This window comes from Treponema sp. B152 (assembly GCF_024181665.1).
In the GTDB taxonomy this organism is placed as follows: Bacteria; Spirochaetota; Spirochaetia; order Treponematales; family Treponemataceae; genus Treponema_B; species Treponema_B denticola.
On the sequence record NZ_CP058668.1, the window covers coordinates 2027736 to 2049741 of the forward strand.

Annotated in this window: 20 protein-coding genes; 7 read left to right on the forward strand and 13 right to left on the reverse strand. The window is 36.5% G+C overall.

What is annotated here, in order from left to right; genetic code table 11:
• Nucleotides 1–77: 77 nt before the first annotated feature.
• The 12 genes from HYB91_RS09480 to sufC form a co-directional block, all read right to left on the reverse strand.
• Nucleotides 78–1121: a DMT family transporter gene (locus HYB91_RS09480; protein ID WP_002677058.1), complete on the reverse strand. Its 1044-nt coding sequence runs from the start codon at nt 1119–1121 to the stop codon at nt 78–80.
• A 48-nt stretch (nt 1122–1169) separates the two neighbouring features.
• On the reverse strand, nt 1170–2003 hold the full coding sequence (locus HYB91_RS09485) for a hypothetical protein (RefSeq protein ID WP_002677057.1): 834 nt from the start codon (nt 2001–2003) through the stop codon (nt 1170–1172).
• A gap of 105 nt (nt 2004–2108) precedes the next feature.
• The gene (locus HYB91_RS09490) at nt 2109–2513 is read right to left on the reverse strand and encodes a type II toxin-antitoxin system HicB family antitoxin (RefSeq protein ID WP_002672315.1); all 405 of its coding nucleotides are present in this window, start codon (nt 2511–2513) and stop codon (nt 2109–2111) included.
• 21 nt (nt 2514–2534) lie between these two features.
• Nucleotides 2535–2717, reverse strand: a complete 183-nt coding sequence (locus HYB91_RS09495; RefSeq protein WP_002672316.1) for a type II toxin-antitoxin system HicA family toxin — start codon at nt 2715–2717, stop codon at nt 2535–2537.
• Between the two features lie 358 nt (nt 2718–3075).
• The gene (locus HYB91_RS09500; protein ID WP_002677049.1) at nt 3076–4056 is read right to left on the reverse strand and encodes a vWA domain-containing protein; all 981 of its coding nucleotides are present in this window, start codon (nt 4054–4056) and stop codon (nt 3076–3078) included.
• Nucleotides 4057–4065: 9 nt separating this feature from the next.
• A complete protein-coding gene (locus tag HYB91_RS09505; protein ID WP_002672322.1) occupies nt 4066–5622 on the reverse strand; it encodes a DnaJ domain-containing protein in 1557 nt (518 codons plus the stop codon).
• A 134-nt stretch (nt 5623–5756) separates the two neighbouring features.
• A complete protein-coding gene (locus HYB91_RS09510; protein ID WP_002672323.1) occupies nt 5757–7649 on the reverse strand; it encodes an AAA family ATPase in 1893 nt (630 codons plus the stop codon).
• A 3-nt stretch (nt 7650–7652) separates the two neighbouring features.
• Nucleotides 7653–8117, reverse strand: a complete 465-nt coding sequence (locus HYB91_RS09515; RefSeq protein ID WP_252508185.1) for a hypothetical protein — start codon at nt 8115–8117, stop codon at nt 7653–7655.
• Between the two features lie 120 nt (nt 8118–8237).
• Nucleotides 8238–10613: an endopeptidase La gene (gene lon, locus HYB91_RS09520; protein ID WP_002677047.1), complete on the reverse strand. Its 2376-nt coding sequence runs from the start codon at nt 10611–10613 to the stop codon at nt 8238–8240.
• A 222-nt stretch (nt 10614–10835) separates the two neighbouring features.
• On the reverse strand, nt 10836–11963 hold the full coding sequence (gene sufD, locus HYB91_RS09530; protein ID WP_002677046.1) for a Fe-S cluster assembly protein SufD: 1128 nt from the start codon (nt 11961–11963) through the stop codon (nt 10836–10838).
• A gap of 2 nt (nt 11964–11965) precedes the next feature.
• Nucleotides 11966–13432, reverse strand: coding sequence for a Fe-S cluster assembly protein SufB (gene sufB / locus HYB91_RS09535; RefSeq protein WP_002677045.1), 1467 nt, complete (start codon nt 13430–13432; stop codon nt 11966–11968).
• Nucleotides 13429–14169 (reverse strand): Fe-S cluster assembly ATPase SufC, encoded by a 741-nt coding sequence (gene sufC, locus HYB91_RS09540; protein ID WP_002677044.1) that lies wholly within the window; start codon nt 14167–14169, stop codon nt 13429–13431. Before sufC ends, sufB begins: the two co-directional genes overlap by 4 nt.
• Before the next feature lie 250 nt (nt 14170–14419).
• Between sufC and nifJ the strand changes: the two genes are divergently transcribed.
• Nucleotides 14420–17980 carry a pyruvate:ferredoxin (flavodoxin) oxidoreductase gene (nifJ, locus tag HYB91_RS09545; RefSeq protein ID WP_002677043.1) on the forward strand — a complete coding sequence of 1187 codons (3561 nt, stop codon included), beginning with the start codon at nt 14420–14422 and terminating at the stop codon, nt 17978–17980.
• A gap of 91 nt (nt 17981–18071) precedes the next feature.
• On the opposite strand, the gene HYB91_RS09550 is transcribed toward nifJ, so the two are convergent.
• Nucleotides 18072–19340 (reverse strand): OmpA family protein, encoded by a 1269-nt coding sequence (locus HYB91_RS09550; RefSeq protein WP_002677041.1) that lies wholly within the window; start codon nt 19338–19340, stop codon nt 18072–18074.
• A gap of 332 nt (nt 19341–19672) precedes the next feature.
• Here HYB91_RS09550 and HYB91_RS09555 point away from each other — a divergent pair, with 332 nt between their 5' ends.
• The 6 genes from HYB91_RS09555 to HYB91_RS09580 all read left to right on the forward strand — a co-directional run bounded on the left by HYB91_RS09555 (nt 19673) and on the right by HYB91_RS09580 (nt 21971).
• Nucleotides 19673–19930, forward strand: a complete 258-nt coding sequence (locus HYB91_RS09555; RefSeq protein ID WP_002677040.1) for a type II toxin-antitoxin system RelB/DinJ family antitoxin — start codon at nt 19673–19675, stop codon at nt 19928–19930.
• A 4-nt stretch (nt 19931–19934) separates the two neighbouring features.
• Nucleotides 19935–20198, forward strand: a complete 264-nt coding sequence (locus tag HYB91_RS09560) for a Txe/YoeB family addiction module toxin (protein ID WP_002677039.1) — start codon at nt 19935–19937, stop codon at nt 20196–20198.
• Between the two features lie 114 nt (nt 20199–20312).
• Complete coding sequence (locus tag HYB91_RS09565; RefSeq protein ID WP_002677038.1) at nt 20313–20591, forward strand: FitA-like ribbon-helix-helix domain-containing protein; 279 nt, start codon at nt 20313–20315, stop codon at nt 20589–20591.
• Nucleotides 20575–20982 carry a type II toxin-antitoxin system VapC family toxin gene (locus HYB91_RS09570; RefSeq protein ID WP_002677037.1) on the forward strand — a complete coding sequence of 136 codons (408 nt, stop codon included), beginning with the start codon at nt 20575–20577 and terminating at the stop codon, nt 20980–20982. Before HYB91_RS09565 ends, HYB91_RS09570 begins: the two co-directional genes overlap by 17 nt.
• A 381-nt stretch (nt 20983–21363) precedes the next feature.
• The gene (locus tag HYB91_RS09575) at nt 21364–21579 is read left to right on the forward strand and encodes a hypothetical protein (protein WP_002672335.1); all 216 of its coding nucleotides are present in this window, start codon (nt 21364–21366) and stop codon (nt 21577–21579) included.
• Nucleotides 21576–21971 (forward strand): PIN domain-containing protein, encoded by a 396-nt coding sequence (locus tag HYB91_RS09580; protein WP_002672336.1) that lies wholly within the window; start codon nt 21576–21578, stop codon nt 21969–21971. The genes HYB91_RS09575 and HYB91_RS09580 overlap by 4 nt, the downstream gene beginning before the upstream one ends.
• Nucleotides 21972–22006: the final 35 nt, after the last annotated feature.

Sequence of the window (22006 nt, forward strand, 5' to 3'; positions counted from 1 at the left end):
GAATCGTTGTTCTAATTAACTTACATCTATAATATACAACAAATCGTTTGTAACGTCAATAGAACTTCTGATTTTTTTTATTTTCCTATCTCATTTTTTAATTCATTTTCTAATTCCTCAATGCTATGATGATGACCATGTTTTGAATCAGAAATAAAGTGATTATGTAAATGAGAATGGGCTATTGTATGGGTGTGCGTTATGCCGTCATGTGTATGCGTAAATGTATGCCTATGTCCGTGCAAATGTTCTTTAATTAATGTGTCATACACTATAAAAACAGTGCCTATAATCATTACAACTAACGCCGATATATACTTAATTGATATGCTCTCTTTTAATAATATAAAGGCCAAAAATGTTCCTATAAATGGCGCAAGCGAATAATATGCACTTGTTTTAGCTGCACCCAAATATTTTTGAGCACGAATGTATGTAAAAATACTTAATCCGTAGGCTACAAATCCTAACAATAATGCGAAAGGAATATATTTAAGAGCAAAACCGGTTTTACCGGAAACAAGAGCTACAATTATCGAACCAAAGCCTGAACAAAGTCCTTTTATTGTTACAATCTGATATGTACTTTTATTTGATATTCTGCGGGTACAATTATTTTCCAATCCCCAGCAAATTGTTGCTCCAAGGACAAACAAAGAGCCTATGGAAAAATTTAATCCTTCAATATTTTCAAACGAAAGAATTATACTTGAAGCAGTAATAAAAAGAATTGCAAGCCATAATCTCCATGTCACTTTTTCCTTAAATATAATCAATGCAATTAATGCTGTAGCTACTATTTCAAAATTTCCAAGCAAAGACGCATTTGATGAAGTTCCGTATTTCACCCCAAGCATTAACAAAATTGGAGCGACAATATCAAGACCAATCATTCCCAAAGTGTACGGTAAATCAGTTTTACCAAGCCGTTCAGATTTTTGCTCTTTTTTAAAACTGAATAAATACAAAATCCCTACACCAAGTCCCGCTCCAATATAAAGAAGTCCGGCCATAAATACAGGTGAAATATTTTGAAGGAGTATTTTGGAACAAGGAACATTCAATGCATAAAAAGCTGCTGCAGCAACTGCATAAATAATTGCGATTATATTTTTATTCATTTTCAATTAAAACCTTCCTAAATTATTATATTTATAGTTTTATATACTTCAGTTGATTTCATTTTTTTCCTTATATTCTATCATTTCTTTATTCAAAAATACATTTGCATAATATTCATATTCTCTTATTTCCGGATGTTTTTGAAAATCAATATATGGAGCTTTACAATAGGGACATCTAAAAGGATTGTAAAATTTAAATCGTTCATATCCTTTTTTTTCTAATTGAGAATCAATTCTTTTTACCGATTCTTCTGAAATATTTTTACATAACTGACCAGGCATATCTTCAATTGCATCATATGGTACCATTAAAGTTTCGCTGCCATCATCTGAATAAAAATACTGGAAATAACCATTTCCTGCATGGTAACTATGAATATTAAAACTTTTTTTACATTCATCGCAGATGCAGCATAATCTGAAATTTGAAGGAGTTATAAATCCCGAAAAATGTAAGCCTCTGCTGAATAATCCCATTCCCTTATTTTCCGGATTATCATTATTATATGCATTTAATAAAACCGGCTGAAATCTTATTCCGTCTATCTGATTAATTTTCTTTTTTGTTTTAAATGGACTATCATCAATTTCGCCATCGATCACCAGACCAAAATTATTTAAGATCCGGATGCCTAAATGAAGAAATTTCAGACTTGAAAAATTACTTTTATTTCCGGATTCAATTAGATAATTTGCTATACATTTATTATCTTTAAAAATTATTAATTCATTACTTACCTGTTCCATTGTTGTTTTCACATTAACAACTTCAACTAATTCTTTTGACGATATTTTTGAATTATTAATTTCTTTTTCTAATTCAGAGAAATCAATATTTATTTTATTTTTATTTATTGTAATTACTTTTTTTTCTAACATTTTTTCCTGCTACACGCGCCCCAGTGAGGGTTGTCCACATAACATTCACTTAAGCCGCAACAAAGCTTGTCCTCAATGTCAGGTTGAAGCGGGTGTTAGATGCTTTTACATAACACCTGCATATTTTTCTACTATCGTGTTCTGTAATAATTGTGAAAAATTTACATTATTTTTTTCTGCAAGCGTATTCACCCATTTTGGAAGCGTTATATTCTTTCTTACACATTTGCTTGAATATTTTTCACTATACGAATCCATATCTAAAATAAGCATATTTATAAAACTTTTATTATCAGGTAGTTTTATTTTTGTAGGTTCACTTGCTTTTGGAACAGCATTTCCTTCCTCGATTTCCGTTAATATCCACCCTGATGCCGCATCTATTCCCATCTCTATCGCTTCTATAAGAGAAAAACCTCCGGAAACACAGCCTTGCAAATCGGGAAATTCTATACTATAACTATTATCTTCTTCACAATATGTTATTATTGCCGGATATGCTAATTTCATTTTATATTCCTCCATATATCCTTATTTCAATCCTGCCTGCTTTAGAATCGCTTTCACGGTTCCTATGGGTATATCTCCTTTATGATTTGGGACCGTAACTTTTCCGGATTTTACAGTATGTTTATATTGATTATGAGAACCTTTTGCTGTTACAAAATACCAACCATCCGCCTTTAGTATTTTTTCTATTTCTTTTACTGTCATTTTATATCCAATCATATTATACGCATTATGCGTATAATTATCAAGCAGTTATTATAATAAAATACAGCATTTTTACTAAAACTAAGCTATTAATTCGGGTTTTAAGCTTTAATTTATAAAAATATATCCTATTTTTAAAAGTTACAGTTAATTGCCCGAAAGGTATTCGTCTAATTAACGCTTAACCTGCATTTGCGGCTTGTCCTTGTTGTTAGTGTTAAAACTGTGTTATGCTTATATTTACGCTATCAATTTATCTTCCAAATGGTATAGTAAAAATAAGATGTTTTTCTATCTATAAGAATTATATTTCAATCATAAACTTTCAGATAAATCAAGTTTACAATTTCAAAAATTGTTATGACGAATAACCAATTCCAAGTATTTTCTTTTTCTCCTCGATTTGTTTTGCTCGTTCCTTAATATGTCTGAGAGTCGGTATTGGACGGTTGGTTACTTTGACTTCTTCCTCTTCAAGTTCATCAATTTTACCAGCATCCTTTGCAGCCATCGCTTTTATGATGTCTACGATGTCATCGATCTGTTCCACGCCGATAGCCACCCCACCTGTTACATTTGCAATCCATGAGAAAAATTCCGGATGATCAAGACGTGAAACACGATGGGTGAAATCTCCAATTTCAACCTCATACAAAGAAGCAAGACGACGATAATCAATATGGGAAGAACAATAGACAGTATTTATCGTAATTTGCTTTTGATAAAGCGACCTTACTATTTCAAAATAACTATGTTGATAAGGACATTCCGTTTCCTCATGAGGTCTTGCGTCTCCAAAAAGAACGATAGATTTAGAATTAATTTCATTCCAATTCATTTCAAAGGCATCATGCAGCGCATCTTCTACTGCTTCGTCTGCGTCTCCGCCATTTCCATCCGATGTATAAGAAATAAAATTCTGCAACTCCTCAACATTCACCGTAAGAGACTGAACTTTAGTGATATAACTATCTCCACTTCCATGGTCAAGGTAAAAAATTATACCAATACGAAGATGGGGAATAAGTTGAAATAATGTTGTACATATTTCCGTAAATTTAGTTTTTAATATAGCATGATAAGAACTCATTGAACCTGTCAAGTCTCCCATTAAGACCAAATCCAATCCCTTATGTGCCTGCTGTTCTTTGTGCATCTGCTGTTTTATTGTATCATTTTTAAGAACGGCATTTACCGTACTTTGTTTTTTTACTTTATTAAGGTCGAATGACTTTAATGGCTTTTTCCCTTCCTGCTTTTTTGCCATACTACCGCTTGGAGCTTTAAGTGCAGGCAGATTAAGTTTGTTTCCCGATTTAGAATCTGTTGTATTTTTCATTGTATCTCCTTATGCTGCTTGATGCGAATTCCTATTTTCAAGATATGTGCTGTCATATTCAGTGCGCCTGCCTGAATCAGAAAGCTCTTCCCATATCCTATTCAAGTGAGTTGTTATTTCTGTATATTCTGCTAGATCTTCATCTGAAGCCGCATCGGGATGATATTTTTTTGCCATCTTCCGATACTGTTTTTTTAAATCGTTTTCATTAAGCTGAGTGTAATCAAAAGAACAGTCATAATCATTCTCAAATAAGAATTCATAGTAATCTTCCCATTCAGAATCACTTTCATCTGAAGCATTCTCTTCACTACTTTCTGAAGAATCTGCATATTCGTTTAAGATATTGATAATATCAGAATATCCCTTGCAATAACTCAGACCCTCGACTGTATTTCGATAACATTCCGCAAAGAAAAATGACTTGAAATTTTTATCGGCTTCAAGAATACATGTTTCTATTTTCTCAAGCCAGACTGAAAAATCAAGCCCCGTTGATTCTGTGTGTTCTTTTACCGCTTCATACTGGCTTTTCAATTCTTCGTTTACACTGCTGATTTCATCAATTGGAATTGAAAAACCTTTAAATGTACCGCTTGCATACTTTTCATCAAGTTCCTTAAATTTCTGCAAATTTTCTTCAAGCGTTTTCATTGCCATACGGATAGTTTCTTTGACAACAATTTTTGCTTTTTTTCCGTCTTCGCTATCGTCAAAGGCAATATTGTCCATCGTTTCTGTCATTGCTTCCATGTCAGCGAGTCTTCGATCATACTCTTTGATTTTTTCGTTCAAATTATTTTCTATTTCAGCTCGTTCTGTTTCCCAGTGCTCTTTTTCCACTTCAAAAGCTTTAAGAATTGTTTTTTCTGTAGAAGAAAAATTTCTCTCCTTTGTCTCGACATCAAAAAGACGTCTTGAAATATCTTCTTCCAAACTCTTGCATTTTTCCTCTCGAGAATCCAAGTCTTTCAGTTTATCCTCAAATTCGCGTTTTTGCTCGTCTGCAGATTTTTGTCTTTCGATATATTCATCTTTTTTTTCAGTATACTCTTTTTCTGCTTTTTCTGCTTTTGCAACACGTTCTTTCATTGAAATTCGTTCGTCTTTGATATTCTGACGTTCAGATTCCAAGTCTGTATCTTTTTTAGCAACACGCTGCTCATCTTTTTTTACGGATTCGCTACGGATGTGAATCGACATCTCTTCTTTTCTGTTCGCTTCCGCACGGTTTTTCAAATCCTCTTCCCATGAACTTAGTTGAGTTTGCTTTATTTGAAGTTGTTCTTGAAGCCTTTGATTTTCATCTAGTTTTTTCTGGAATTCTGCAACCTGTTTATTAAACGTATCTATTTTTTGCTGTAGTTCTTGTTCACTTTCCAATGACTGCTGCAATACATCTATCGATTGTTTATTGATAGCCGCACTTTTATCAAGATTCCTTTCAGTTTTCTTGATACGCTTTTCCTGTTCTCTCTTGATGCGATTTTCTTTTTGCGATTTTTCATATTCATTACGAGCAAACTCTTCAGCTCGTTTCTTATTGTTCCAAAAATCAAGATGCATGGTTTCCTTCCTTCAGATATCCTATTTTCTATTAAAAAGTATCGTATTATTTAAAAAAATTATACTTTTATAAAATAATCATATCAGCAATATGTTAGCAAATTATTTTTTTGTATTGTCAAATGATAAAAGATTTATTCACATAATCTTTCAAATAATGCTTTAAAATTATTTTCTGTTTCTTCAGATACCGATTCTTCATTAAATAATATTTTTTTCTTAAATAAAGACGATGTAGAAGCATGTTTATCTTTTAATCCAAATTTTTCCATGTCTTCGCTTGAAAATAAGGATTCAATTGTCTTGAATGAATAATTCTGAATTTTTTCTAAAGAAATAACTTCCAACTCAGAATTTTCATTGATGCTCTCCATGATCTTCCCGGCATTATCACCATCTACCAACAAAATAGGATCGTTTTTTCTTATTTCAATGAGGCGTTTACTAATTTGCATATTTTCTTCTTTTGATTTACCTAATCCGTTAATCGGAATAAATACCAATTCTTCCTTTTTTAATTTGTTTTTAAATGCCGTCAAATAATTATAATCAGTTATACCTTCAACAAAAATTATTTTTTTATCAGGATTACAGATTACGTGATTTTCAACAGTCAATGAATTTTTAATTGGAAGTAAAGAATCAGGATCATCAGTATTGACTGCTGCAAAATTATTTGTAATTGAAGTGATATTGTCATTATTTTCTATTATCCTAAGTTCATCGAGATAATCTAAATCTATTAAAAAAGGGGAATGAGTAGCAATAATGATAGAAATATCATTACGTATTGCAAATTCTTTTAGAAATTGTCTTAATTCTCTTTGTCCTTTAGGATGTAAATGAGTTGCAGGTTCATCCATAATGATAATATCACCAGTATTTAGTTCAATACTATTTAATAATCCAAAATAAAGATTGAAAAACCATTTAAAACCGGTTGATTGATAATCTAAAAATAATGATTGTTCATTCCTAAATATTGAAAAATAAATTGTTTCACTTTCTAAATCTATATTAAATGAGTATTTATTATTTTCAAGATAATATAATTTATTAAAATCAGATGAAATTTTTGCTAATTTTTTGTTTAATTTCTTTTCTAATTGCTTTAATACGCCTTTGTTATTTTTTTGTTCTTCAAAAACTTCATATGCCTTTAAAATTTCTTCCGGCTTAGTATTAATTGAATTAAGTAATTTACTAAAAAAGAAATTGTTTTCTATTTCATCAGGACTGCATGATAAATGATCATTACTAATTATTCTTTCTTTATAATATGATATTTTACTATTAAAATCATAATTAAATTCTTTTCTAAAGTTTGTTTCAAGAATTCTCAATGGATCAGAGTCATTTTCTTTATAGTTTATATACTCATCATAAAGTGTTGAATTATCTTGTAAGTACGCGATAAAATCATTATCATTACGACGAAAAGATATAACACCATACTTATAATTATGAGTATAATTATTTACTAGTTTATCTAACAACGAAAAAGATTTTAATACAATCTTGTCAAATTCAGGTTTTGTTAATTCCTCAAAATTAACAGATTCCATTATTTGCCGGAACTCACTACTCGAGAGATAGTCTTCTTCATAGTTTGCAATTACTTCTAATTCATCCAATATATTTTCTTGGTTAAGATATTCAAATTCAATGCAATTGGAATCTTCGTTTTCTTTTGGATAATTTGCTTGTCTTTTCCCATCCATAGTTTTTTTTAAAGAATACTCCTTATCACCTTTATCATTTTTGTAAGATAAGGTTAGACTCGGCTCTCTACATTCTTCTTCCATAAACAAATCAGAAACATCTCTTGTGCTAATTTCAGAATTACTATATATATCTAAAGCCTCTAAAACATTAGTTTTTCCTGAATTGTTTGCTCCAATAAGTATTATTAAATCTCCTATTTCATTTTTCTTTAAAGAGTGACTAAGCACCAGCCTTTCAGTGTTTGGCTTTTTATTTTTAAAACCAATATTTCTAAATGCTTCAATTCTTAATGCCTTTTCCATTTGTTATTTCTCCTTATGTTTATTATCTATGATATTACGAATTTCATCGTAAGGTTTTAATAATTCAATTTCTTCTTTACTCAGATTCCTTTTTCTCAATAAAGGATATATTTTAATAAAATACTCACAAATGTCATTATAATCACTTTTTTTAACCAGTAATTCTAAAAACTTCGATTTACTTGAATCCGGCTCGGATATGATAAGTTTTTTGACTTGCATAAATAGACTTACATCAGTCTCCGTTCCTAATTCTTTTTCATCTACCAAATTAGTTAATATATAGTTTATTGACGATTTCTTTCCTACAAGAGGATTTTCATCTATATATTTTAATAAGGATAAAACATGATTATTTATTGATTGATAGTCTTTTTTATCGTATAAATCAATGAATTTATAAAGAGTAGGCCTGGAAATTTTTAAGTATTCAGCTAAATCTGTTAGCTTAAAATCAATTTCTTTCAATCTTTCTCTTATCATGTAAAACAATATACACTATTTTACATATTTTGTAAAGAGGTTTTAAGATTATTTTTTATAAAAATACGGTAGTTTGTACATTTAAGAAAACATCATACCGCTCGTCTATCTTTTTTTCTTCGTCAATGCACCCCTAAAGGCTATATCCAAAACTTCTTCAACATGGCTTACGGGGTAGAACTTAATGCCCTTTTTAATGTATTCGGGGATTTCGTCCAAGTCCCTTGTGTTAGCCTGAGGAATGATGACTTCCTTTATACCGTTGCGGCGGGCGGCGATTGTTTTTTCTTTTAGGCCGCCTATGGCAAGAACCTGCCCTGTAAGCGAAAGCTCTCCGGTCATTGCAAGTTTAGGCTTGATGGTTTTCCCTGAAAAAAGAGATAAAAGAGCTGTGGCCATAGTGATACCGGCAGACGGTCCGTCTTTGGGGGTAGCTCCCTCCGGCAGGTGAAGGTGAATTATATTTTTTTCGAACCAGTCCGGTTTTTTTATTTTTTGGTCTACGGCAAACATTCGAGTCCATGAAAGGGCTATGCCTGCGGATTCTTTCATAACATTTCCGGCTTGGCCTGTGAGTTTAAAGCCGCCCTTTCCAAGCATAGATGCAGTTTCTATCAAAAGAGTATCTCCGCCCATAGATGTCCATGCAAGACCTATCGAGGTACCGGGAACGTCGGCCTTTTTAATATCGTCATCGCGGAAGATAACCTTGCCAAGCATCTTTTCAATGTCGGCCTTTGTTACGATCAGCTTTTCGTCTTCTTTTCTTTTGCCGTTTACAATTTCGGTTGCAACCTTGCGGTGAATCTTATCCAGCTTCTTTTCAAAGTTGCGCACTCCGGCTTCCCTTGCATAAGAGTTGGCAATGTAAAGGAGCATATCCTGACTGTAGACTACCTGATTCTTTTTAAGGCCGTGCTTTTCAAGGCTTTTGGGAATAAGGTGTTTTTTTGCTATCTGCACCTTTTCGGAATCAATGTAGCCGGAAAGCTTTATTACCTCGGCCCTGTCCAAAAGAGGGCGGGGAATGGAATCGAGGGTGTTTGCCGTGAGGATAAAAACTATGTTGGAAAGGTCGAAGGGCAAATCCAAATAGTGGTCTCTAAAGTTTATGTTTTGCTCGGGGTCTAAAACTTCGAGAAGGGCACTTGAAGGGTCTCCCTGATAGCTTTGGCCCATCTTATCGACCTCGTCTATCATAAAAACGGGAGAATTGGTTTTTACTATCTTTAAGCCCTGAAGGATTTTACCGGGCATGGCTCCTATGTAGGTTCTTCGGTGCCCCTTTATTTCGGCCTCATCCCTCATGCCTCCGACTGAAAATCTAAAGAAGGGCTTAGACATAGCTCTGGCTATGGACATTCCGACACTCGTTTTACCTACACCGGGCGGGCCCAACAAAAGAATAATCGAACCCTTTGTATCCTTCTTTAATTTACGAACGGAAAGGTATTCTATTATTCGGGTCTTTACGTCTTCAAGCCCGTAGTGATCCTTGTTTAAAATCTTTTGAGCTTTTGCAATATCGTATTCTTCGGGTTCCGAATTTTTCCACGGAAGGGAAAGAATGGTTTCCAAATAATTGCGAGTAACTATGTATTCGGAAGAATAGGGGTCGAGCATCTTAAATTTTTCAAACTCGGAGTCCACCACTTCTTTTACCTCTCCGGTAAACTGAAACTCTTCTATCCTCTTTGCAAAATTTTCTTCTTCATTGGTCTTAGGATCCGTGGTCAGCCCCAATTCTTCTTTGATGGATTTAAGTTCTTCCCTTAAAAAATAGTCGCGTTGATTTTTTTCGACACGCATGTTAAGGTCATCCTGTATCTTGCGCTGAACCTGTAAAAGTTCTTGTTCTTTTTTAATGTGAACAAAGACCTCTTCCATTCTCTTTTTTACGTTTAAGGTTTCAAGAATCTTTTGTTGATCTTCTTTTTGAATGTTTAAGATACTTGCAATAAAGTCGGCTATTTTTCCGGGATGGTCAATATTGATCATATTGAGCCTCATCTCTTCGGAGAACAATGGATTGTTTTCAGAAAGCTGCTTCATCTCGCTTATGAGGGCTCTGGTAAGGGCTTCCACCTCGTGGCTTTTTTCTTCTTCATCATCCAGATATTGAACGGCTACGACTATGGGATTTGTATCGTTTACGGTTTTGCGTATCTTAAAGCGTTTTTGAGTGGCTATAAAAACGTTGATCCCGCCGTCGGGCAGATTTATCTTACGCACGACTTTTGCGGCACAGCCTACCTTGTACAAGTCCTTGGCTTGAGGGTTTTCTATATTGTTTTTAAGAAGGGTAAGCCCTATAAAACCGTCGCCGGCATAGGCATCTTCGATTGACTTTATGTCTTCGGGGGCATTAATTAAAAGCGGCGTAAAAATGCCGGGAAAAATCGGCCTGCCGCTCAAAGGAACAATGTTTAACTTTTGAGGTAGCAAGCTTTCTATCGGAACAATTTCTTTTTTATCACTCATTCTTTAAATATCTCAATAATTTAAAAAAAAGTCAATCGGAAAAGCGATTATTAAATGATAATCGTTTTCAACAAGGTATCCAACAAGGTTTTGCCGATGGGGCACACCAAAACAAACTTGAAACTGCTAGAAACTTAACAGAAATGGGTTTTGCCGTGGAAGTTATCGCAAAAGCTACAGGATTAAGTATTGAAGAAAGACCCTATAAAAGAAGGCACATTTTTATTCCTTTATCTCATCTAAGCTTATCCTGAATTCCTCTAGGAGCTTTTCTCTTATCGTTTCATCGTCAATGCGGTTAAAAACCGGTTTAAAGGCGGCTTCGATTATAAGCTTTTTGGCGCTCAGCTCGTCAAAACCGCGGGTCATAAGATAGTAAAGCTTGTCCTTGTTTACCGCCTCAAAGCTCGCAGCGTGTTCTCCTATAACGTCATCCTCATCGCAAAAGATTGTCGGAATTGTAGCACCCACAGTGGTCTTATCGAGCATAATCGTGTTATCCGAAAACTTTGCAATGGATTTTGAGCAGCCCCTGTTTAAAAAGATATTGCCCCGGAACATCTTGTGAGCCTTGTTTTTTAAGGCACCCTTTGCGGTAATTGCACCGAGAGAATTTTTCCCGTTGATGATAAAATTTTGCTCCAAGTCGATGCGTCTGGTCTTATCTGCAAAGTAGAGGGGGTATATTTGAACCTCGGCCCATTCCTCAGGCATATAGGTAGAAGTTGAAGCTCCGTTTATCTTTGCCCCAAGCTGAATATCGTAAAGGGTTACTTGGGCCTTCTCCATCGCAAAGATTTTTACGGTTTCAAAGTTAATGCCGCAATGGCTCAAGTTTTGTACCTTTATAAATTCTACTTGAGAGTTTTTTTCGGCAACTATGCTTAGTAGGCCGTTTCTAAAAAGATCAGCCTTTGAGCAATCGTAGGCCTTTACATCATGATAAAAAAAGATCTTAGCCCTTGCCCCTTCTTCAATTACAATAAGATTTTGGTCATAAAGAACATTATTGTTCTGATCCATTGTAAAATTGATTAGAACATTCGCAGCCTGTTCATTATCCGCGCACTTTTTTACTTTTAAGTAAATACCGGAATTTCTTTTATCCTTTACTTCTTGAACATAATTGTCTCCGAGGCCGCAATTTTTTTCGCGTTTTGTCTTAGTAAAATCAAAGAATTTTTCTATATCTTTTGAAGGGGCTGTTTTTAAAAATTGCTCAATCGGCATTTGTTCTATATTTTCAGCTTCAGCCCGGCCGTTGGCCTTGCAGGTTAAATTGCAAAAAGGCTTTGAAGGGATATCCGTTTTTGTGTAATCAAGCCGTTTAAAATAAGTTCTGTCACTCATATCTATCCTATAGTTCCTTCCAATTCGATTGTAATAAGATTGTTCAATTCAACGGCATATTCCAGAGGCAGTTCCTTGGAGATAGGTTCGACAAAGCCCTTGATGATAAGGGATTTTGCAGCAGCCTCATCCAAACCTCTTTGCATAAGGTAGAACACCATTGATTCGCTTATCCTTCCGATTTTGGCCTCATGGCCTATATCTACATCATCGATATGGGATTCTATAATCGGAATCGTATCGGAGCGGGATTTATCGTCAAGCATTAGGGATTCGCATTCGGCCGCAGCCTTAGCCCCGGTTGCATTTGCTCCTATGTATAAAAGACCTCGGTAGTTTGCTTCCCCTCCGTTTTTTGCGATGGAACGGGAGCGCATTTCCGAAACGGTGTTTTTTCCGATGTGAACGGTCTTAGTTCCCGTGTCAAGGCACTGCCCTTCCGAAGCGAAAGTAACCCCTGTAAACTCCGAACGGGAGCGGTCGCCTTTTAAGATGCTCATAGGATAAAGCATTGTAACCCTTGAACCGAATGAACCCGAAACCCATTCAATAGCTCCGTCTTCTTCGACTATGGCCCTCTTAGTGTTTAAGTTATATAGGTTTCGCGACCAGTTTTCGATTGTCGAGTAACGCAGGGTTGCTTTTTTTCCTACATAGAGCTCGACAGCCCCTGCATGCAAAGCATTTTTATAGTATTTGGGGGCACTGCATCCTTCAATAAAATGGAGGTAGGCTCCTTCTTCTACAATTATAAGAGTATGCTCAAACTGTCCCGACTGTTGGGCATTTAGTCTAAAATAGGATTGAAGCGGAAGCTCGACCCTTACACCCTTGGGAACATACACAAAGGAGCCGCCCGACCAAACGGCGCCGTGGAGGGCTGCAAATTTATGGTCATTCGGCTTTATAAGCTGCATAAAATGCTTTTTTACTATATCTTCGTACTTGTGAACGGCCGTTTCCATATCCAAGTAGACTACGCCCTGTTTTTCTAAGTCTTCTTTTAGGCTGTGATAAACGACTTCCGAATCGTACTGGGCACCCACTCCTGCGAGGGAACTGCGTTCCGCTTCCGGTATACCCAGCCTGTCAAAGGTCTTTTTTATTTCTTCCGGAACGTCATCCCAAGTCTCTGCCAAGGGCTTTGTGTCGGAAACAATGTAGTGGATTATCTCTTGAATATCCAAATCGGAAATATCGGCTCCCCAGTCAGGCATGGGCCGAGCATTAAAGTATGCAAGGGATTTAAGGCGTAAGTCCAGCATCCACTCAGGCTCATCTTTACGTGCAGATATTTTTTTTACGACTTCTTCGTTTAAGCCGAGCCCCGTCGAATATTTATAATCGATGCTGTCCTTTATGTCATAGACTCCGCGTTCTATATCCGAAACAAAGGTACGCTTTCTTTCTTGAAAGAGGGTTGTCTCCTCCGGTGCTTTATCTGTGTTTTGGTTTATGGCTTTACTCATAGGCATTCTTTTATGTTTTCGTACCCGTTCTTTTCGATATATTCTACCAGTTCCAGACGGCCTGTTTTGACAATAGTGCCGTCAACAAGAATGTGTACAAAATCGGGCTTTATATAGTCTAAAACTTTATTATGATGGGTAATAATTAAAATTCCCATATCGGGGGTGCGTATTTTGGAAACGCCTTCAAAGACTATCTTTGTAGCGTCAATATCCAGCCCCGAATCCGTTTCATCGAGGATTGCGAGCTTGGGGTTTAAAATAGCAAGCTGTAAGATTTCGTTTTTCTTTTTTTCTCCGCCCGAAAAACCGACATTTAGGCTGCGGTTTGCGTATGCAGGATTAATTTTAAGCTGTTTCATTGTGTCCGATAAAAGCTTGTGAAATTTTATCGCAGGTGTTTTTTCACCCGTTACGGCTTCTTTTGAAGCGCGCAAAAACTCTTCTACTTTTAAGCCCGGCACCTCTTCAGGTATCTGAAAAGAAAGAAATATACCTTTACGGGCTCTTTCGTAGACGGGAACATCGTTTATAAGTTCATCTTCAAAATAAATCTTTCCCTTATCGATATTGTATCGAGGATTTCCTACTATGGCAGCCGCCAAGGTGGACTTTCCTGCTCCGTTTGGCCCCATGACCACATGAACCTCGCCCTTGTTTATACTCAAATTAAGGTTTTTAAGAATCTGCTTCTCGTCAACCGACATTTGAAGTCCCTGTATATCTAATAGTTTCATCATGACTCCTATAATCTCCTGTATAATATAACAATTTGAAAATTAATATTCAATAAGAAAGACGTATAAACTTTGCACTCATTTTTCATTTTTCATAATGTGACTTAGTCTCTTGAAAAAATATAAAATTTATGGTAAGCTTGTTTATCGGGACTGTTCATTTCCATTATACGCAGTATGCTTCTAAAATCATATTTTCTTTTTGTAATAGACTTGAATAATCCCTAATACTTTTATAAGGACGGTTTTTATGAGCCAAGAAAAAAAACTTGTAATGATCGACGGTAATACTGCTGCCGGTCACGTTGCCCACGCCTTAAGCGAGGTAATTGCCATTTACCCGATCACACCGTCAAGTCCGATGGGTGAGGTTGCTGATGAATATTCAGCCCGCGGAAGAGAAAATATTTGGGGTACTGTCCCCGATGTTGTTGAGCTTCAATCCGAAGGAGGTGCTGCAGGTGCCGTACACGGAGCCTTGACCACAGGAGCTCTCTCTTCAACTTTTACAGCATCTCAGGGCTTGCTCTTAATGATTCCGAACATGTACAAAATAGCCGGCGAGTTGACCAGCACTGTTTTCCACATTGCTGCCCGAGCCGTAGCTTGCAGTGCTCTTTCAATCTTCGGAGATCATCAGGACGTAATGGCCTGCCGCCAGACAGGTTGGGCTATGTTGGCATCCAACTCGGTTCAGGAAGTTATGGACCTTGCCATTATTTCTCATGCAGCCACATTGGAAGCAAGAGTTCCCTTCCTCCACTTCTTTGACGGATTTAGAACTTCTCACGAAATTCAAAAAATTGAAGAAGTTTCTTATGACATTATGCGCCAAATGGTAAGCGATGAGCTTGTTCGAGCTCACCGAAAACGCGGTTTAACCCCTGAAAAGCCCGAACTCCGCGGAACAGCTCAAAACCCCGATATTTACTTCCAAGGCAGAGAAGCCGTAAATAAATACTATCTTGCTACTCCCGAAATTGTTCAAAAACAAATGGATAAGTATGCAAAACTTACAGGAAGACAATATCATCTTTATGACTACTACGGAGCAAAGGATGCCGAGCAAATCATAATCCTCATGGGTTCAGGTGCGGATACTGTTGAAGAAACGGTAGACGAACTTAATTCCAAGGGCGGAAAATACGGTGTTATTAAAGTAAGGCTTTACAGGCCCTTCAGCGCTGAGCACTTTGTAAAGGCTATTCCGACCACAGTGAAAGGAATTGCAGTTCTCGACAGATGTAAGGAAGCAGGCTCTTTAGGTGAACCCCTCTACGAAGATGTCAGAACAGCCATCGGCGAAATGCAGGCTGCAAAAAAATGCCCCTTTACTCATTATCCCGTTATCATCGGCGGACGCTACGGTCTCGGTTCAAAAGAATTTACACCGGCAATGGTTAAGGGTGTATTCGACAACCTTGAAGGCGAAAAGAAGACCAACTTCTCCGTAGGTATCGAAGATGATGTTACACACACCAGCATCAAATATGACCCCAACTTTAAACTTGAAGATAAGGACATGCATCAGGCTATGTTCTTCGGTTTGGGTTCAGACGGTACCGTAGGTGCCAATAAAAACTCTATTAAGATTATCGGTGAAGCCACAGACAATAAGGCACAAGCCTACTTCTCCTATGACAGTAAAAAGTCGGGCGGTTTTACGATTTCTCACTTGAGATTCGGAAAACACGCAATCCGAAAGCCCTACTTAATTACAAATGCGGACTTCGTTGCATGCCATAAGTTCAGCTATCTTGAAACCTATGATATGCTCCACAGCCTTAAAAAAGGCGGAACCTTCCTTTTGAACGCTCCTTACGGAAAGAATGAAATATGGGACAATATGCCCATCGAAGTTCAAAAGCAGATTATCGAAAAAGAAGCTAAATTCTATGTAATCGATGCTATTAAGATTGCAGAAAAAGCCGGAATGGGTAACCGAATTAACGTTGTTATGCAGACCGCCTTTTTCAAAATCTTCGGAATCTTGCCTGAAGCCGAAGCCGTAGATCTAATCAAAAAATTCATTGAAAAGTCCTACGGAAAAAAAGGTCCGGAAATCGTTCAAAAGAATATTACGACAATAGATATGGCTCTTGAGGGAGTTGAAAAGGTTGATTATCCCAAGACAGCAACAAGCAAGCTCAAGATGCACCCTGCAATCGCAGGCGATGCTCCCGAATTCGTAAAGAATGTTTTGGGCAAGGTTGCCATCCAAAAAGGTGATGATATAAAGGTCAGCGAAATGCCTGAAGACGGTACCTTCCCGACCGCTACCACTCAATACGAAAAGAGAGCTATCGCAGAACATATTCCGATCTGGAAGAGCGACATCTGTATTCAGTGCGGTCAGTGTGTCATGGTTTGTCCCCATGCCTGTATCCGAATGAAGGCTTATGACAGCTCACTTTTGGCAAAGGCACCCCAGGGCTTTAAATCCTGCGATTATAAGGGCAAGGAATTTGAAGGAGCTAAATTTACAATTCAAGTTTCATCGGAAGATTGTACAGGCTGCGGTCTTTGCGTTCAGCAGTGTCCTGCAAAGTCCAAGGAAAATCCCGAAATTAAAGCCATCAATATGGAAAACTTTGTTGAACACAGAAAGCAGGAAGTTGCAAACTGGAACTTCTTCTTTAACGATATTCCTGAGCCTGATGTAAAGAAGCTTAATTTGAGCGTTCCCAAGGGCATCGGTATGAAGAGACCTCTTTTCGAGTTCTCAGGTGCATGTGCAGGCTGCGGTGAAACACCTTATGTAAAGCTTCTTTCACAGCTTTTCGGAGACAGAGCCGTTATTGCAAACGCAACAGGCTGTTCTTCAATTTATGGAGGAAACCTGCCCACAACACCCTATGCAAAACGATGTGACGGAAGAGGCCCGGCTTGGTCTAACTCCTTGTTTGAGGATGCAGCGGAATTCGGTTACGGTATGAGGTTGACAAGCGATAAGCTCGCCGTTTATGCCCGCGAAGTTGCCGCTAAGGCAAAGGCAAAAGGTATTGCAGCCGGCGTAATCGACAAGATTCTCAATAACGCTCAAGAAGATGATGCAGCTATTGAAGACCAGAGAGCCTTTGTTGCAGAGCTTAAAAAAGAGTTAGCAGGTTCAAAAGACGAATTGGCTAAGGAATTGGATTCTTTAACCGACCACTTTATCAAACGCTCAGTTTGGATCCTCGGAGGAGACGGATGGGCTTACGATATCGGATACGGCGGATTAGATCACGTTCTTGCTTCAGGTAAAAACATCAATGTTCTTGTAATGGATACTGAAGTTTACTCGAATACCGGCGGACAGATGTCAAAAGCTACACCTATCGGTGCAGTTGCAAAATTTGCCGCTTCAGGTAAGGAAGTAAGCAAAAAAGACTTGGGTATGATGGCCATGAGCTACGGCTATGTCTATGTCGCTCATATTTCTATGGGTGCAAACATGAGTCAGGTAATCAAGGCCTTCCGCGAAGCCGAAAGCTATGACGGACCTTCGATTATCATCGCTTACAGTCATTGTATCAACCATGGTATCAACATGACAAAGGGTATGACAAACCAAAAAGAAGCTGTTTCTTGCGGTTTATGGCCCTTGTACAGATACGATCCGAGACTTGTCGAGCAGGGTAAAAACCCCTTCCAGCTTGACAGCAAGGAACCGGACTTTAATCTTGCAGACTTTATGTACAAAGAAGTCCGCTTCAAGACCTTAAAGAATGCCGATCCTGCAAGAGCTCAAATGCTCTTGGATAAGGCTGTTGCTAAGGCTAAGAGGCAGTGGCAGGAATACAAGTATTTGGCTGATAGACCCTTCTAAAACTTAAGGAGGAGAGGAAAACTTTTTCGGATAAAAGTTTTCCTCCCCCCCTCTCCTTTCAAAAGAACCGCTTAGGGGCTTTTTTTAAATTTTACTTATCCAAGATAGTTATTTCGACACGTCTGTTTTTAGCCATATTTTCAGGTGAATTATTGGCAGCGACGGGCCGGCGGGCACCGAAACCTCGGGTATATACGTGTTCTCTTTTTTGAACGCCCAACTCTATAAGATAATTAGCTACGGCAGCAGCCCTTTCTTCGGAGAGCTTTTGTCTTTCTTCTTCGGTACCTGCTAAGGCCGTATGTCCGGAGATCAAAAATTCCCTATCGGGAAATTTTAAAAGAATTTCGCCTATTTTTTTTAATTTTTCTTTTTCACTTTCTCGTAAAATTGCAGAGTTGGGCAAAAACTGGATATTTTCAATGCTGATTGTTAGGCCTTCATCGGTTTTTTCAATAGTGGTATTTTCAAGATTTAGGTCCTCAACACTCTTTTTTATTTCTTCTTCAGCGGCTGTATCAATCTTTTTTACTTCAATAACCTTAGCCCTTGCAGTCCCTATAAAGTCATAAGTGTAACCTGAATAAAGGAGCATTTTAATGCTAAATTCTTCATTATAGCAATAGAGATTACCTCTTTCTTCATCCCAATATAGGTTTTGTCTCGATTTTCCTAAAATTTTGACAGGCACGTCTATTTTTCCCTTATAATTTTTAAGAACATTTTGAGGAACAACGTGGTTTAAGTCATAACTTGCAGTTATGTGGCGGTAGATTTGACCGTCTATTTCTGCAAGTCCTATGTATTGATATTCAACTTTGAACGGAAAGGTGAAAGGTTTTTCAATGCCGAATGCATCCCTAAAATCATGGGCTTCGAAGCCTTCGCCGGTCCAAGTATCGCCGGGTTTAACAGGATGCTTTGGAAATGTCGGCACATTCCGTACCACAGGCATAAAATATTCATCGCCTATAGAGTAAAAACCGGCATCATCCCTCCTAAAAATACTCGGGTAATTTCGAGACCAGTCGAAGGTTTTGTTGGAATTTTGCTCGCTGGTCATAAACATACACGAAAAGAGGGCTGAAGCGGTTTTATCGCCTTCTCCGGTTTCTATATCCGAGACTTCTACCTCAATTCTATTGATAATTTGGGCTTTATGATGAAATTTTCCGTTTACATAGACCTTTTCATCTACAACGGAGTGAATCTTATATGCATCATCGTCAATAAATTTAAATTTAAAGAGAAATTCGGCATCTTTCTCACCCTCTTGAGCAAAAAGGAGAGAAAAAAGCAAAACAAACACGAACAAGACAAGTTTTTTTAAAATATTATTCTTAAAAATACGGCATTTCACACTTTCTTATCGGTATTTTTAGAATAAACCTTTAGGAACACTTTTTTACAAAAAAAATGCTCTTTTTACATAAAAATGTAAAAATTTTTCTTAAATTTTTACATTTTTATGTAACCAAAAGCCCCTAAATAGTTTTGTTTAGTGTATGTTGAACGACAACAAACAATTCAATATACCTCCTTTGCAGTTTCCCGACAGGTTTTTCTCCTCCTTTTGCCTGTCGGGTTTTTTATTTTCTTGATAACTTATTTCAAAAATTACTATATTTTATATATAATTATTGACATTATATATAATTATATATAAAATATAGGTATAAATTAGGAGGTTTTATGGCTCAAATAAATGTCAACATAAGAATGGATTCCGAAGTAAAACAAGAGGCTGAACAGCTTTTTGACAGTTTAGGCATGAATATGACAACTGCATTTAATATTTTCATTCGTCAATCATTGAGAATCGGCGGTATACCATTTAAAATTATAAGTGATGAAAGAGGTTTTTATAATAAATATAATCAAAAAAAACTACATGCTGCTGCTAAACGAATGAATGAAGGGAAATATATAGTGCATGATATAGTGGAATAGGCTAATGATTAAAGCATGGGATGAAGATGCATGGATAGATTATGTCTATTGGCAAACAGAAGATAAAAAAACACTAAAAAGAATCAATATGTTGATTAAAGATATTGAAAGGAATGGTCACAATGGTTTAGGCAGCCCTGAGCCATTAAAGGGAAATCTGTCAGGATTCTGGAGCCGCAGAATAGATAAAAAAAATAGATTGGTTTATAGAATAGTCGATAATGTGATACAAATAATTCAGTGTAGAACACATTATGGTGAAAAATGATAAAAGAAGCTTCAATAAAATTAAATGATTACCAATCTTCTCGAATTTGTTTGCATAATGAATTTTGCTTGATTTTTCATACAATATCTTATATAATATACTTGGAGGTATGGTATGGCAATTTTACAAGTCCGTGATATGGATGATCGTTTATATGACAGATTAAAATTCGCAGCAAAACGAGATAACCGATCAGTCAGTCAGCAAGTTATCACAATTTTACAAGATTATTTTACTTCTGCTCCCGTAAAAACAAAAAATGCTACAGAGGAATTTTTAAAACTTGCAGGCTCATGGGAAGATTTAAGAAGCGCAGAAGAAATTATCGATGATATAAGAGATTCCCGTATCAATTCAACAAGATTTGAGGTTTTAGATGGCATATTTGATTGATACTGATATAATAATTTTTGCACTCCGAGGCGACAAGACCGTACTGGCAAAATTTGAAGAAAACAAGCATATTCCTATTTCTATTTCGATGATTACTTATGCAGAACTTGTCTTTGGTGCAAAGCGGTCTCAGAATGAACATAAGAATATGATAAAGGTAAATCATATTCGCGAAATTTATCCCATCGAAGAATTAAATGCTGATGTCATGGAAGTATTTGCCGACATAAAGGCAAAGCTGTATGCAAAGGCAATAAGAATAGAAGATATGGATTTATTTATTGCAGCAACGGCAATTTACAACGATTTGACTTTAGTAACAAATAACACAAAGCATTTTGAGAATATTCCATTATTGAAATTGGAAAACTGGAAAAAGAATGTTCAATAAAATTAAATGATTATCCATACTATACGTAACCGCATTTCGATTAATCCTCGTAATGTCCGCGCAGGAAAGAATTTCCAAAGTATTTTTGCTCACTCGGTATACAAGCCTGCTCACTTCATCAAACCATATTTTTTTCATTCGCCCGTTTCGATCTTTTGTACAGGTTAGCTTGAAACCTAGTGTTTTTTGTGATATGATTAAAGCAAGGAGATATGATAAACAGTTCGGCAGGAATTCAACCTCACTGTTTATCTACCGAGTTTTGTACTTTGAGTACAAAACATCGTATTATTATATGTATGTGCTTTTATAGCACACACTTGAAAAAACTTTTTTCATGATTTGATAATCCTTGCAAAAAGTTTTTATGGGGGAGGAATTATGTCTTATGATATATTAATTGAGCAAATACGAACTCTACCGGAACAACTTTTGATGTCTGTTTCTGTATTTATTAAGTTTCTCCAATCGGAGCAAAATAGTGTTTTAACTAGGCATACAGAAGTCAAAAGCAAGCAAGCATTTTTTGATTTGGCAGGAAAAATTCAATTAGATTGTAATGCCGTTACTGAACTACGGGAAAAAAGTCTTGTATGATTTTAGTAGATACAAATATAATAATAGATTTTTGGAACAAACCAACAGCCAAAGTAAAGAAAATTTTTGAGAAAAACGATATAGCAATTTGCGGTGTTATTAAAACAGAACTTTTACGAGGAAGTAATTCCGATTCGCAATTTTTACATATCGAAACAGCACTAAACGGTTTTTATTACTTAGATTTTATTGAGAATGATTGGATTGAGCTTGCAAAACAATTTATTACCTTCAAAGAAACAGGTCTTACAGTTCCATTTCAAGATGCTATAATTGCATATCTTGGAATAAAATATGATTGCAAAATATGGACAAATGATAAACATTTTAAGCTTATGCAGGCTGCTATTCCCAAACTAAAATTATATGAAGAAATTCAGGAAGAATGTTAGGCAGGAGGTCATATCTGTAGTGGTCGTTTTCCTGA